At 46.4% G+C, this 14,402-nt stretch carries 11 protein-coding genes; 6 read left to right on the forward strand and 5 right to left on the reverse strand.

What is annotated here, in order from left to right; genetic code table 11:
- Positions 1–129: 129 nt before the first annotated feature.
- From R7P72_RS19055 to R7P72_RS19065, 3 genes are all read right to left on the reverse strand, one after another.
- Entirely contained in the window at positions 130–867 is a 738-nt protein-coding gene (locus R7P72_RS19055; protein WP_005378827.1) for an amino acid ABC transporter ATP-binding protein, read from the reverse strand.
- Positions 864–1,535: an amino acid ABC transporter permease gene (locus R7P72_RS19060; RefSeq protein ID WP_005378829.1), complete on the reverse strand. Its 672-nt coding sequence runs from the start codon at positions 1,533–1,535 to the stop codon at positions 864–866. The genes R7P72_RS19055 and R7P72_RS19060 overlap by 4 nt, the downstream gene beginning before the upstream one ends.
- A gap of 114 nt (positions 1,536–1,649) precedes the next feature.
- On the reverse strand, positions 1,650–2,396 hold the full coding sequence (locus tag R7P72_RS19065; RefSeq protein ID WP_005378831.1) for an amino acid ABC transporter substrate-binding protein: 747 nt from the start codon (positions 2,394–2,396) through the stop codon (positions 1,650–1,652).
- A 412-nt stretch (positions 2,397–2,808) separates the two neighbouring features.
- Here R7P72_RS19065 and dnaA point away from each other — a divergent pair, with 412 nt between their 5' ends.
- From dnaA to R7P72_RS19095, 6 genes are all read left to right on the forward strand, one after another.
- Positions 2,809–4,215 carry a chromosomal replication initiator protein DnaA gene (dnaA, locus tag R7P72_RS19070; protein ID WP_005378835.1) on the forward strand — a complete coding sequence of 469 codons (1,407 nt, stop codon included), beginning with the start codon at positions 2,809–2,811 and terminating at the stop codon, positions 4,213–4,215.
- 63 nt (positions 4,216–4,278) lie between these two features.
- Positions 4,279–5,379, forward strand: coding sequence for a DNA polymerase III subunit beta (gene dnaN / locus R7P72_RS19075; protein ID WP_005378837.1), 1,101 nt, complete (start codon positions 4,279–4,281; stop codon positions 5,377–5,379).
- A 9-nt stretch (positions 5,380–5,388) separates the two neighbouring features.
- Positions 5,389–6,468 (forward strand): DNA replication/repair protein RecF, encoded by a 1,080-nt coding sequence (recF, locus tag R7P72_RS19080; RefSeq protein WP_005378839.1) that lies wholly within the window; start codon positions 5,389–5,391, stop codon positions 6,466–6,468.
- A gap of 13 nt (positions 6,469–6,481) precedes the next feature.
- A complete protein-coding gene (gene gyrB, locus R7P72_RS19085) occupies positions 6,482–8,899 on the forward strand; it encodes a DNA topoisomerase (ATP-hydrolyzing) subunit B (RefSeq protein ID WP_005378841.1) in 2,418 nt (805 codons plus the stop codon).
- A 343-nt stretch (positions 8,900–9,242) separates the two neighbouring features.
- Positions 9,243–9,659 (forward strand): GreA/GreB family elongation factor, encoded by a 417-nt coding sequence (locus tag R7P72_RS19090; protein WP_005378854.1) that lies wholly within the window; start codon positions 9,243–9,245, stop codon positions 9,657–9,659.
- A gap of 533 nt (positions 9,660–10,192) precedes the next feature.
- Complete coding sequence (locus R7P72_RS19095; RefSeq protein ID WP_005378857.1) at positions 10,193–10,630, forward strand: Hsp20 family protein; 438 nt, start codon at positions 10,193–10,195, stop codon at positions 10,628–10,630.
- 126 nt (positions 10,631–10,756) lie between these two features.
- On the opposite strand, the gene R7P72_RS19100 is transcribed toward R7P72_RS19095, so the two are convergent.
- Both R7P72_RS19100 and R7P72_RS19105 read right to left on the reverse strand, forming a co-directional pair.
- Complete coding sequence (locus tag R7P72_RS19100; protein ID WP_005378868.1) at positions 10,757–12,010, reverse strand: valine--pyruvate transaminase; 1,254 nt, start codon at positions 12,008–12,010, stop codon at positions 10,757–10,759.
- A gap of 229 nt (positions 12,011–12,239) precedes the next feature.
- On the reverse strand, positions 12,240–14,324 hold the full coding sequence (locus R7P72_RS19105; protein ID WP_005378874.1) for an alpha-amylase: 2,085 nt from the start codon (positions 14,322–14,324) through the stop codon (positions 12,240–12,242).
- Positions 14,325–14,402 lie beyond the last annotated feature (78 nt).

The following is a 14,402-nucleotide window of genomic DNA, read 5'->3' on the forward strand; positions in this document are numbered from 1 at the left end:
ACAAAGAGGCGGAATTGTAATCACACTCACATAATGTGTCAATGACTCAATGAGTACGAAATTCCGGCCGGGCGATTATACGTAGTGTGAGTAAAATCTCAAGGATCAATCGATCCTGATGCTTGATCGTTACTCTATTCCTACTTGGTTAAGGAATTTTTTCAAACGAGGATCTTGTGGATTATCGAAGATATCCTGTGGAGAACCTTGCTCAACGATATTGCCTTCCGCCATGAAGATCACTCTATCAGCGACTTCTTTCGCGAATTGCATCTCGTGCGTCACCACCAGCATGGTTTGATGCTGATTAGCTAACTTCTTCATTAATGAGAGAACTTCACCGACCCATTCAGGATCCAGCGCAGAAGTTGGTTCGTCAAACAACAGCAGTTCTGGTTGCAGCGCCATCGCTCGGCCGATACCCACACGTTGTTGTTGGCCGCCAGACAATGCCGCTGGATAACTATCGCCTTTATCCCCAAGGCCGATGTCATCCAGAATTTGTTGCGCTCGTTTGAGAGCATCGGCTTTTTTCCAACCTCGAACGGTCACTAGACCTTCGGCAATGTTCTGGCGCGCATTCATGTGGGCAAACAGGGCATAGTTTTGGAACACAAAGCCAGTTCGACGACGCAGCGCTAATACTTCGGCTTTAGTGTGTTTTTGAGTATCAACGGAGATGTCATCTATCGTGATACGACCTTCATCTGCTTGTTCTAGAAAGTTCACCGTACGCAGCAAGGTTGATTTACCCGTACCACTTGAGCCGATAATCACGATGATCTCACCTTGCTTAATATCGAGGTCGATGCCTTTCAGCACTTCAGTCTCACCAAAACGTTTGTGAATATTTTCTAACTTAATCATCGTACGTACGCCTTATTCAGTTTTGCTTCTGCCCAGATTTGTACGCGAGTCAGAATCACCACCACGCCCCAGTAAATAAGAGCAACCGCAAGGAAAGCTTCAAAGAAACGGAAACTTGATGAGGCTTCCATCTGTGCTTTCGCCATGATTTCGGCCACACCCAGCGTGAAAGCAAGAGACGTTGACTTGATCATATCGATGAAATAGTTCATCAATGAAGGCAGTGCGACACGCGTTGCTTGAGGTAAAATCACTCGGCGCATTGCTTGGGATGTCGTCATACCGACCGATAAGCTCGCTTCCATTTGGCTGCGATCAATGCCAATAATGGCGGCACGAATACTTTCCGCCATATAAGCGGCAAAGTGCAGCGTTAAGCCGATAACCGCTGCTGAAAAGGCGTCGATACCGACCATCAATGGAAAAATTTGCGGTAAGCCGTAATAGAGCAGGAAAAGCTGAACCAACAGTGGGGTGCCACGGAAGAAGCTGATGTACAGTTGGCTTAATTGATCCAGAACTGGCAGTTTAAATACGCGAATATTGGCTAAAATGACGGATAAAATCAGCGAAAACACCAATCCCCATGTCGCCATTTCCATGGTTGTGCCAAGATATTTCAGCAATATCGGCAGCAGTTCCAACATGTAATTAAAGTCAAATCCCATACGGCTTACCTAAAGGCTAGAGAAAAGAAAAGGTGGAAAACAAGTTCCACCTTTACGTAAGTTTATTTTAGTCCGAGAGTGATACCACTTTGCGGCCTAAAGTACAAAGAGTTCTTATTTCGTGATGTCAGCGCCAAACCACTTCACGGAAATTTTCTCTACTGTACCATCTGCGCGCATCTCAGCCAGTGCTTTGTTTACTTCTTCTTGCAGCTTACGACCTTTCTCGTTGTCAACGAAAGGCCATGCGTTTTGAATGGTCTCAAACGGTTCGCCTGCCAATTCCAGAGGAAGGCCAGTTTTCTTAATCAGCTCTAACGCAGAAAGACGATCCATTACAAACGCGTCTGCACGACCGAGCGCCACGTCATGTTCGATACCTGTGTCGTACGTTTTAATGTTGATCTTGCCGTCTTTGTCGTATTGACGCAGCAGTTGCTCAAAGTTAGAGCCTAGGTTCACCGCAACGGTCTTGCCCGCAAGATCGTCAACACCTTTGATGCTGTCGTTGCCTTTACGCACGGTAATTTGTGCGCCATCTACAACGTAAGGGTCAGCAAATAGGTATTTAGCTTTACGCTCGTCAGTCATGGTGATTTGGTTGGAGATCGTATCGATACGACCAGTTTCTAAAAGACCAAATAAACCAGAGAAGTTGGCTGTTACGTATTCGATTTTGTAATCGTTACGTTTACCGATTTCATCCCACATGTCGACTTCAAAGCCTTGTAGCTTGTCTTGCTTTACAAAAGTAAACGGGAAGTAGCGACCTGACATACCAACTTTGACTTCAGTAGCGGCTTGTACGGTTGCTGCCGACAGTGCAATGGCTGCAACGGCAACCTTAATCCAGTTTTTCATAATACATCTCCATAATTTTATGGTTGGAAATACTACTGTTAGTTAGCTCAATTAAATAAATAACCAAGAGCAATAACCTAGACCTGTGAGTTATTAGATAATAGAAGAAGAATGTTAAATGTGACGAAAATGCGAACTGAACCTAGCGAAATGATCGACAAAATCAACATTGGGAATAAAATAATACACAGACTTATCACCAATCGCTCGATCTTGTGAATTTTGCCCAATTGTGGATCGTTGTGTGGGCAAATTTGGGGCAAGGTGTGTTGATCTCATCAAGTTTGCAGAAATAATTGTGAATAACTTGGATCTTATTCACTGGATCGTCGATCAATCGCTGGCGATCTTGGTTATCAACAGGTAAAATTGCCAGTCTTTTCCGATAATTCAATTACTCAGTGGGGGCACCGTGTCATCTTCGCTTTGGCTGCAATGTTTGCAGCAGCTTCAAGAAGAGCTACCAGCTACAGAATTCAGCATGTGGGTTCGTCCGCTACAAGCGGAGCTCAATGACAATACTCTCACTCTATTCGCGCCAAACCGCTTTGTGTTGGACTGGGTGCGTGATAAGTATCTGAACAATATTACTCGCTTACTGCAGGAATACTGCGGTGGCGATATTCCTAACTTACGCTTTGAAGTGGGGAGCCGACCTGTCTCTGCTCCAAAACCAGCGCCGACACGTACGCCTGCAGATGTGGCTGCCGAGTCATCTGCACCTGCACAATTACAAGCGCGTAAGCCAGTACACAAAACCTGGGATGACGACGCTCAGGCGATTGCGGCTATCAATCACCGCTCAAACATGAACCCAAAACACAAGTTCGACAACTTTGTTGAAGGTAAGTCGAACCAACTGGGTTTGGCTGCGGCGCGTCAGGTATCGGATAATCCTGGAGCTGCTTACAACCCGCTGTTCCTATACGGCGGCACGGGCTTGGGTAAAACGCACTTGTTGCATGCGGTGGGCAACGCGATTGTGGATAACAACCCGAACGCAAAAGTGGTCTACATGCACTCAGAACGTTTTGTGCAAGACATGGTAAAAGCGCTGCAAAACAATGCGATTGAAGAATTCAAACGCTATTACCGCAGCGTGGATGCGCTCCTTATCGATGACATCCAATTCTTTGCTAATAAAGAACGTTCACAAGAAGAATTCTTCCATACCTTCAACGCATTATTGGAAGGTAATCAGCAGATCATTCTAACGTCTGACCGTTATCCTAAAGAAATTAATGGCGTTGAAGATCGTCTTAAATCTCGCTTTGGTTGGGGGCTTACTGTTGCGATCGAGCCGCCTGAGCTTGAAACGCGTGTGGCGATCTTGATGAAAAAAGCCGAAGATCACCAAATCCACCTTGCTGATGAAGTGGCATTCTTCATTGCCAAGCGTCTGCGTTCGAACGTTCGTGAGCTCGAAGGTGCACTGAACCGTGTTATCGCGAACGCGAACTTTACTGGTCGTCCAATTACGATTGATTTTGTTCGTGAAGCGCTGCGCGATCTGCTTGCTCTACAAGAGAAGCTGGTGACGATCGATAACATTCAAAAGACCGTGGCGGAATATTACAAGATTAAAGTAGCGGACTTGCTGTCTAAGCGTCGCTCTCGTTCTGTTGCGCGTCCTCGTCAGCTGGCCATGGCGTTAGCAAAAGAACTAACCAACCATAGCTTGCCTGAAATTGGCGATGCGTTTGGGGGCCGCGATCATACGACCGTACTTCATGCTTGTCGCAAGATTGAGCAGCTGCGTGAAGAGAGCCACGACATTAAAGAAGATTACTCTAACTTGATTCGCACCCTGTCTTCGTAATCGGTTAGAATAACGGTATTCTAAGCAAATCATTTATTGAGCTGACAGCGTAAAGAGCCAAGCATGAAATTTACCATTGAACGTAGTCATTTAATCAAACCGCTACAGCAGGTTTCGGGCGCTTTAGGTGGCCGACCAACTCTGCCAATCCTGGGTAACCTACTTCTTAAAGTAGAAGAGAACGTATTGTCGATGACGGCAACCGATCTTGAAGTAGAGTTAGTAAGCAAAGTGATGCTAGAAGGTGATTTTGAAGCGGGCAGCATTACCGTTCCTTCGCGTAAGTTTCTCGATATCTGCCGTGGTTTACCGGACGATGCGATCATCACATTTGTATTAGAAGGTGATCGCGTACAAGTTCGCTCTGGTCGCAGCCGTTTCTCATTGGCAACGCTTCCTGCGAACGATTTCCCTAATATTGAAGACTGGCAAAGCGAAGTGGAAGTATCACTGAGCCAAGCTGATTTACGTACGCTGATCGACAAAACTCAGTTCTCGATGGCGAATCAAGACGTTCGTTACTACCTCAACGGCATGTTGTTTGAAATTGACGGCACCACGCTACGCAGCGTGGCGACGGACGGCCACCGTATGGCGGTATCGCAAACTCAGCTAGGTGCGGACTTTGCGCAGAAGCAAATCATCGTGCCACGCAAAGGTGTGCAAGAATTAGTAAAGTTGATGGATGCGCCAGAGCAGCCCGTAGTACTTCAGATCGGTAGCTCCAATGTTCGTGCTGAGGTGAATAACTTTACTTTTACCTCTAAGTTGGTTGATGGTCGTTTCCCTGACTACCGCCGTGTATTGCCTCAGAGCACCAATAAGACACTAATAGCAAGTTGTGACGAGTTGCGCCAAGCCTTCTCTCGTGCTGCGATTCTTTCCAACGAAAAATTCCGTGGCGTGCGTGTGAATCTGGCTGATACTGAAATGCGCATAACCGCGAATAACCCAGAACAAGAAGAAGCGGAAGAGATGCTTGATGTAACCTTTGAAGGTGACGCCATCGAAATCGGCTTTAACGTAAGCTATGTGCTTGATGTTCTGAACACGTTGCGTTGTGAAAATGTACGTGTGTCGATGTCGGATGCTAACGCTAGCGCGTTGATTGAAAATGCCGACGATGACAGTGCCATGTACGTGGTGATGCCAATTCGTCTATAAGCCAACTGAATGCCTCTTTCTCGTCTCATCATTCAGCAGTTTCGAAACATTAAAGCCTGTGATATTGAGTTATCAGCAGGCTTTAACTTTCTTATCGGGCCGAACGGCAGCGGTAAAACCAGTGTCTTAGAAGCGGTTTATCTGCTCGGGCATGGCCGCTCATTCAAGAGCTCTCTCACCGGACGAGTGATACAAAATGAGTGTGACGAACTGTTTGTTCATGGTCGTTTTTTGAACTCGGATCAATTTGAGCTACCTATCGGCATTAATAAGCAGCGTGATGGCTCAACAGAGGTTAAAATAGGCGGTCAATCTGGACAAAAATTAGCGCAGTTGGCACAAGTTCTGCCTCTGCAGTTGATACACCCAGAAGGGTTTGATTTACTGACAGATGGCCCTAAACATCGTCGTGCGTTTATTGATTGGGGCGTGTTTCATACCGAGCCCGCTTTTTATCAAGCATGGGGAAGGTTCAAGCGCCTGAACAAGCAGCGCAACGCGTTGTTGAAAACCGCCAATAGTTATCGTGAGCTCAGTTATTGGGATCAGGAAATGGCAGGATTGGCTGAAAACATCAGCCAATGGCGAGCAAGTTACATCGAGCAGATGAAAACTGTCGCAGAAACTATCTGTCAGACATTTTTGCCAGAATTTGAGATCCAATTGAAGTATTATCGTGGCTGGGATAAAGACACTCCATACCACGAGATACTAGAAAAGAATTTTGAGCGTGATCAGGCATTGGGATACACCTTTAGTGGCCCAAACAAAGCTGATTTGCGCATTAAAGTGAACGGAACGCCCGTTGAAGATGTTCTGTCACGCGGTCAATTAAAACTCATGGTGTGTGCATTGCGTGTAGCGCAAGGGCAACACCTGACAGAGATGGCCGGTAAACAATGCATTTACCTAATTGATGACTTCGCGTCGGAATTAGATAGCCAACGTCGCAAGCGTCTTGCTGACTGCTTAAAAGAGACGGGCGCACAAGTATTTGTAAGCTCTATCACTGAAAGCCAAATCGCCGATATGTTGGACGATAACGGTAAATTGTTTCATGTGGAACATGGCAGGATAGAGTCAAACTAGAAGAGAGAAACTCATGTCTGAAAATTACGATTCATCGAGTATTAAGGTACTGAAGGGTCTGGATGCGGTACGTAAGCGTCCAGGAATGTACATCGGCGATACGGACGACGGCACCGGCCTTCACCACATGGTTTTCGAGGTGGTGGATAACTCAATTGATGAAGCGTTGGCAGGTCACTGTAAAGACATCGTTGTGACAATTCATGAGGATAACTCGGTTTCCGTTAGCGATGATGGTCGTGGCATTCCAACAGAAATCCACTCTGAGGAAAATGTCTCTGCAGCAGAAGTAATCATGACGGTTCTTCACGCGGGTGGTAAGTTCGACGATAACTCATACAAAGTATCGGGTGGTCTTCACGGTGTAGGTGTTTCAGTAGTAAACGCACTATCAGAGAAAGTTGAGCTAACGATTCATCGTGGTGGTCATATCCATACGCAAACCTACCGCCATGGTGAGCCTCAAGCGCCACTAGCCGTTGTGGGTGATACGGATAAAACCGGTACACAAATTCGTTTCTGGCCAAGTGCCGAGACGTTCTCTAACACTGAGTTCCACTATGACATTCTGGCGAAACGCCTGCGTGAACTGTCATTCCTGAACTCTGGTGTGTCGATCAAATTGGTTGATGAACGTGAAGCGGACAAACATGATCACTTCATGTATGAAGGTGGTATTCAAGCGTTCGTTGATCACCTAAACACCAACAAAACGCCAATCATCGAAAAAATCTTCCACTTTAACTCTGAGCGTGAAGACGGCATTTCAGTTGAAGTGGCGATGCAATGGAACGATGGTTTCCAAGAGAACATCTTCTGCTTTACCAACAATATCCCACAGCGTGATGGTGGTACTCATCTTGCTGGTTTCCGTGCTGCGCTAACACGTACATTGAACAGCTTTATGGATAAAGAAGGTTTCTCGAAGAAAGCGAAAACAGCGACTTCAGGCGACGATGCGCGTGAAGGTCTAACTGCGGTTGTTTCGGTGAAAGTGCCTGATCCTAAGTTCTCAAGCCAAACAAAAGACAAACTAGTTTCTTCTGAAGTGAAATCAGCTGTTGAGTCTGCAATGGGTGAAAAACTGTCTGAGTTCCTGATTGAGAACCCGACAGAAGCGAAGATGGTTTGTTCGAAAATCATCGATGCAGCACGTGCTCGTGAAGCAGCGCGTAAAGCTCGTGAAATGACGCGCCGTAAAGGTGCACTAGACCTAGCTGGCCTTCCAGGTAAACTTGCAGACTGTCAGGAAAAAGATCCGGCACTCTCTGAACTATACATAGTGGAGGGTGATTCGGCAGGCGGCTCCGCAAAACAAGGCCGTAACCGTAAGAACCAAGCGATCCTACCGCTAAAAGGTAAGATTCTTAACGTAGAAAAAGCACGTTTCGACAAGATGCTATCTTCTCAAGAAGTAGCAACACTGATCACCGCACTAGGTTGTGGTATCGGTCGTGACGAGTACAACCCGGACAAGCTTCGTTACCACAACATCATCATCATGACCGATGCCGATGTCGATGGTTCGCACATCCGTACGCTACTGTTGACCTTCTTCTACCGTCAAATGCCAGAGCTTATCGAGCGTGGCTATGTGTACATCGCTCAGCCACCACTATACAAAGTGAAAAAAGGCAAACAAGAGCAGTACATCAAAGATGAAGAAGCGATGAACCAATACCAAGTATCATTGGCTCTGGACAATGCATCGCTACACGTAAACGCAGAAGCACCAGCATTGGCTGGTGAAGCACTAGAGAAGCTTGTTCAACAGTACAATGCGGGTATTAAACTGGCGGAACGTATGAGCCGTCGTTACCCAAGTGCTTTGGTAAACGAGTTGATTTACACTCCTCGCCTAACGCCAGAGCAATGCCATGACGCATCAGTTGTGGAAGCGTGGACGAAGCAGCTTATTGAACAGCTGAATGCGAAAGAAGTGGGTGCAAGCCAGTACAGCTACGAAGTTGAGCAGCACGAAGAGCTAGGCTTAAACTTGCCTAAGATTGTGGTTCGTACTCACGGCGTGACGCACGAACATGCAATTAGCATCGACTTCCTAAACTCGAAAGAGTACGGCAAGTTGGCTGATCTATCAGAAGCACTTGATGGACTTCTGGAAGAAGGCGCGTACATCAAACGTGGTGAGCGTACTATGCCAGTGGCAAACTTTGCAGAAGCGCTTGACTGGTTAGTGAAAGAGTCAATGCGTGGCTTAAGCCGTCAGCGCTACAAAGGTCTAGGTGAGATGAACCCAGACCAACTTTGGGAAACCACCATGGACCCAGAAACTCGTCGTATGATGCAGGTAACGATTGAAGATGCGGTAGGCGCAGATCAACTGTTCACTACGCTAATGGGTGACCAAGTAGAACCTCGTCGTAACTTCATCGAAGAGAACGCACTGAAAGTAGCGAACCTAGACGTATAACGACACTGTTCGTGATAGTAAAAAGCAGCGAGAAATCGCTGCTTTTTTTGTTTTACCACCAGCTAAAATCGCCACTTTCTGCTAAAGCGGATGTTTTTCTGGTACTAACTGCCAACAACCCGATCAAGCCTGCCATTTTATTTCTGTTTTCTTTTTTTCTCGCCATTTTGTTCGCTTGAGCGTTTTTGCTTTCTTTTTTCTGCTCGCTATAGTGCTGAAGAGCTGATGAATAAGGAGACTAAGAAAATGGTGATGACTTTCCTGAACTAAGCCGGAAGTGATGCACTTCCGGTTCAATGCACTGAATTTATTTGTAAGACAAGGCATTAAGAAGGAAATAATCATGTTTGAACGCTGGTTCTCAGCGTACTGCTTGGCGCTGCGAACTTGGTGGTTAACCAGTCGCTTTTTAACCTATCAATCACCACTAAGGTTGTTATCGCTATTTGAAATCTGCGAGCAACAAGCCCATTGCCGTAACCGAGCTCGTATTGCGGTTGGGGACATGGTTCGCTTAGTGGATGTTGAACGCGCCTATCAATATCGCATGACATTGGTCAGCTCGCGTAAGGGGCAACCCATGACAGGTATGCTCGCGGTCGATTCTTATTTGGGGTCTCGACTGTTAGGTCGAGCTAAAAATGATGCGCTCGAAGTGGAAATTTTTAATCAGCGACGCTGCTTTGTGATTACTGAAATTGTTCATCAATCGCAGCCACCAGGTCAGAAAATGCTGTGTGGTTGTCTGTTGTGCCAATAAATAGAGGTGAAGTCATGAGTAAGAAAGAAAAGAAACAACCGCAGTTGAGTCTAAAAGAAAAGCGCAAACTAAAGCAGGAAAAGGCGGCAGAAAAGGGCGTTGTAAAAGCGCGTAAATCCTCCCGCAAGTAAAGTGTAGATTGAGCCCTCCAGAACGGCGGGCTTTTTATCACTGATCGCGAAGTGATGAGGAACTAAGCTGTTCAAGGGGATAGTGGATGCTTTAAAAATTTTTTATTTTTTCCCTTGAAAGTCATTTTTGACGACCTTATATCTAGTTATGAAGAGGGTGACTGGCTTGCTAGAGACTAGAAGACCAGCCCTCTGGAATCGCTAAAACGAGATCGCTCAGAAGAGGATATGGCGTTTTGGTACACAACTTAAACCTTTAGATTCAATATCATGTCTCCGAGCCAAACCAAGGCCAGTGGAATGATAAGAATCTCTTAGTTCGGCGTTGGTTTTTGCATAAACACGCCAGTAGGATGGAACTCATCTGAACTAAGACTATTGCTTAATTAAGAGGATAGATTTATGCGTAATGTAGATTTCTCACCACTATACCGTAATGCAATTGGCTTTGATCGTCTGCTAAACCTGATGGAAGCGAATACAGCGAAAAATACTTCTGGCGGTTACCCTCCATACAACATTGAGCAAAAAGACGAGCACAACTACCGTATTACTATGGCCGTTGCTGGCTTTGCTGAAGAACAGCTCGATCTGACTCAAAACGAAAACATGTTGATTGTGAAGGGCGAACGTAAAGCCGAAGAAGGCAAAAACTACGTTTACCAAGGTATTGCAGAACGCGATTTTGAACGTAAATTCCAGCTAGCGGATTACGTAAAAGTCGTGGGTGCATCAATGGAAAACGGTCTGCTTCATATCGATTTAGTTCGTGAAATCCCTGAAGCCATGCAACCACGTAAGATTGCTATCGGTGGTAACAACCTGATTGAGAACAACTAATCAGTTAACCACCCGGTTATAGAATGAGAAAGAGTGCCATATGGGCGCTCTTTTTAGTTTGGGGTTTTCAAATCCGCTATTTTAAAGCCGTAATTTCAAAGAGAAGAACGGCTGAGTTCAATCCGTCTATTTACCTTCGCGGTAAGCCTTTTCCACTTCTTCAGCGATAATCGCAATACCTTTTTGCATCATCTCATCATCTTGAACGTAGTTCATACGCAGGCATTGGTGCGCGTGATCCCACTCGTCTTGCTGACCAATAAAGAAATATTCACCAGGGACAATCAATACGCCACGCGCTTTCAAGCGTTGGTACAGTTCCATTGTTGTGATTGGCAGTTCATCAAACCATAACCACAAGAAGATAGCGCCTTCCGGCTTGTGGATGCGGAATCGCTCATCGGTAATTGCTTGTTGGAGCAGTTCAACCGCACGTTGTGATTTTTGCTTGTAGAACGGCTTAATCACCTCTGAACTCAGTTTAAGCAGATCACCTTTGCCAATTATATGGTTTGCTAGCGCTGGACCAACACTGCCCGGCGCTAGGCTGATGATGCCGTTCATATTGGTTAACGCTTGAGTGATTTCTTCACTCGCAATCACAATGCCACAACGCCCGCCCGGTAAACCAAGCTTAGATAGGCTCATGCATAGGATGGTGTTTTCATTCCAGAACGGTTCGACATCTTCAAAGATGATGTTCGGGAAAGGTAGACCGTAGGCGTTATCGATGATCAGTGGGATGTTGTTCTCACGTGCTAGCTTGTCCAGCTTACGTACTTCTTCATCTGTCAGTACATTACCCGTTGGGTTAGTTGGGCGAGACGCGCAGATTGCCGCAACAGAGTCGTCGACGGTTAGCTGCTCAAAATCGACGTGGTATTTAAACAGGCCGTTATCTAACAGCTCGATTTCTGGGTGGTAAGAGATAAAGATATCTTCATCAATGCCAGCATCACCATAACCGATGTATTCAGGCGCGATAGGCAGTAGCACTTTCTTGTGCGAACCGTCTGGCTGTTTACCTGCCAACAAGTTGAACAAGTAGAAAAAGCCACTTTGGCTACCGTTAGTTAGGCTGATGTTTTTTTCGGAAATATCCCAGCCGTAAGTTTCACGGAATAACTGAGCTAGCGCTTTGACGAACGCGTCTTTACCCTGCGGGCCATCGTAGTTGGCGAGGGCGGCGACGAGCTCCCCACTGGCGAGCATTTCCTCACTGGCTTGGTGAAAGTAATCGAGCATGGCAGGAATGGCGGCAGGATTACCTCCACCGAGCATGATGGCACCTGGTGTGCGCAGACCATCGTTCAAATCGTCCATTAACTGCGTAATACCTGAATACTGATTAAATTTTTCACCAAACTTTGAGAACTGCATGCTGACTTATACCTAATTCATTGTGATTGCTTTGTGTATGTTTATGCCGATGTTTTATCGGCTTATCGAGTAATCCTTGACCTTACCTCAATGTGTAATTAACGCAAAGTGTGAATTAAGCCGAAAAAGAAAAAAGTGCGTCATCAGACCAGAGGAACGAGACAAAAGGGCAAAAAGAACAATAAAAAAGGGAAGCTTATGCTTCCCTTGCTGGTGGAGAGAGTGTGATTTACTCACCGGTGTAAACAATCAGCACCTTGTCGTCTTGGTATTGGCGTTCGAACGCGTAGTAACCTTCTTGGTTGCGAGTGATGTGCTTACCTTGAGCTACCGCTGGGTGGCGTTTACGGAATTCGCCCAACTTTTGCCAATGTTGCAGTAGATCTTCTCGCTCGCCATGAATCTTATCCCATGGCATATCTGAGCGTGTGCCTTGGTGGGCGTCTGAACCAGTAATGCCAAAATCACGAGCTATCTCATCACCGTAATAGATCTGTACTGCACCGGGAGCCAGCATCAGTGCATTCGCGGCACGAGCTTGGTCATCAAAACTGCGGCTGCGAGCCGACCAAAACAGCTGTGTATCGTGTGAAGACAGGTAGCTCAACACATTGAACTCAGGATCGGTATTGATGCGTTCTGCATAACGGCGGTAATCATTATCAAGTTGAGCGAAACACTTCAGCGCTTTTGGTGCTACATCAGATTGGAACTCGAAGTTGATTATGGAGTCGAAGCCGTTATCGAAATACGGGCTTTTCACCACGCTGTGTGCCCATACTTCACCTGTCATCCAGAAAGGTAGGTCATCCAAGGCTTTGTCCGGGTTGTTTTGTTTCCATTGAGCAAGCGCTTGGGTGGTGCTGGCTTTCAACTCTGCCCACGCTTCCATTTCAACGTGTTTAGCGGTGTCGACACGGAAGCCGTCAATGCCATAGTCGCGCACCCAATCGGATAACCAGGTAATCAGGTGTTCACGCGGGGTTTGCAGCTCATCTTGCGCATTGGTGTCTTTATTGCGGAAGAAGTTTGGTAGTCCGGTTTTTTGAGTTGATTCGGTTTTGAGATCCGGTAGGTAGTTCAAAGACATGGTGATGTCGTTGTAGCCCGGCGCATCGTAGTCACCAATGTCGGTGCGGATCCAATCTTTGCCCCACCATTTATCCCACGCTTCGCTATCACCGTATTTGATGTAATCGTTGAAGCTGTGCCAGCTTTGTCCTGATTTTGGCTGCCAGTCGGTCCATTTTTCACCGAGGACTTCTTTGGCTTCTTGGTCATCTAGGTAAAGCTGACCAAAGCCGAATTCCTGCATGTCTGCTAATGTCGCATAACCTGTGTGGTTCATGACTACATCCCAAATCACGCGGATGCCTTTCTTATGGGCGGTATCGACGAAGGTTCTGAGTTCATCTTCGGTACCCATGTTGGCATCAAGCTTGGTCCAATCTTGGTGATAGTAGCCGTGGTAGCCATAGTGCTTAAAGTCGCCTTTATCGCCGCCACCAACCCAGCCGTGGATTTGTTCCAGTGGTGAAGTTATCCAGATAGCATTCACACCGAGTGATTCAATGTAATCGAGTTTTTTCGTTAGACCCGCTAAGTCACCACCGTGGAAGGTACCAATCTCGTATTTTCCATCTTTGCTGCGACCGTAGCTGTTGTCGTTGTCTGGGTTGCCATTGTAGAAGCGGTCGGTCATGACGAAGTACACCGTCGCGTTATCCCAGCTGAAAGGTTTATCGGCTTGCTGTTCAAGTTCTTCTAGCAGCAATAGACCTTGGCTCATAGGACCCGGTTGCATGGTGACGCTGCCATTGGCGACTGTGGCTTCTTGTCCGGTTAAGGCATCACGAACGACAGTGCCATCATTAAAGGTTTGAGCAACATTGATGGTTTTTGGCGTGTCAGTTGCGACAGGACAAGAGTAGGTGATGTCCTGACTCTGTTTTGGTTTGATTTTTACTGTCAGCTCGTTGGTGGTTGGATTGAGCGTAAATTGATAGGTATTGGCTTTGAAGATGCGCAGCGGCATTTGTGCATCAGTGGCGCAGTTATCCATTTTTAATGGACGATTGAATTTGATGCGATCTTCTTCTGCAAGAGCAAAGCTACTGCCACAGCTTTGCTTGCTGTCGGCAATGGTAAAGGTGTAGCTGCCTTTTTCGAGTTTTTGCTCGGCGACAAGTAAGCCCTGTGAGTTTTCCTCAAAAACAGCGGTATCATCACCAACGCTTAATACGATGGCATTTTCTGGAATCTGGCTGCAGGCGCTCAGTAGACCGATAGAGAGTGCGAGAATTGTTTTTTTCATTGTGTCCTTCCCCCGAATAAACAGTCCAGTTATAGCAAAACTGTGCCTCTACAATCCGAGCTCTACACCAACAAGTTA

This window comes from Vibrio sp. Vb0888, from assembly GCF_033338835.1.
GTDB lineage: Bacteria > Pseudomonadota > Gammaproteobacteria > Enterobacterales > Vibrionaceae > Vibrio > Vibrio alginolyticus.

Coding starts and splice junctions, on each gene's coding strand:
- gyrB (WP_005378841.1), top strand. CDS start 6,482: ATGTCTGAAAATTACGATTCATCGAGTATTAAGGTACTGAAGGGTCTG.
- R7P72_RS19055 (WP_005378827.1), bottom strand. CDS start 867: ATGATTAAGTTAGAAAATATTCACAAACGTTTTGGTGAGACTGAAGTG.
- R7P72_RS19095 (WP_005378857.1), top strand. CDS start 10,193: ATGCGTAATGTAGATTTCTCACCACTATACCGTAATGCAATTGGCTTT.
- R7P72_RS19105 (WP_005378874.1), bottom strand. CDS start 14,324: ATGAAAAAAACAATTCTCGCACTCTCTATCGGTCTACTGAGCGCCTGC.
- R7P72_RS19060 (WP_005378829.1), bottom strand. CDS start 1,535: ATGGGATTTGACTTTAATTACATGTTGGAACTGCTGCCGATATTGCTG.
- recF (WP_005378839.1), top strand. CDS start 5,389: ATGCCTCTTTCTCGTCTCATCATTCAGCAGTTTCGAAACATTAAAGCC.
- R7P72_RS19100 (WP_005378868.1), bottom strand. CDS start 12,010: ATGCAGTTCTCAAAGTTTGGTGAAAAATTTAATCAGTATTCAGGTATT.
- R7P72_RS19065 (WP_005378831.1), bottom strand. CDS start 2,396: ATGAAAAACTGGATTAAGGTTGCCGTTGCAGCCATTGCACTGTCGGCA.
- dnaN (WP_005378837.1), top strand. CDS start 4,279: ATGAAATTTACCATTGAACGTAGTCATTTAATCAAACCGCTACAGCAG.
- R7P72_RS19090 (WP_005378854.1), top strand. CDS start 9,243: ATGTTTGAACGCTGGTTCTCAGCGTACTGCTTGGCGCTGCGAACTTGG.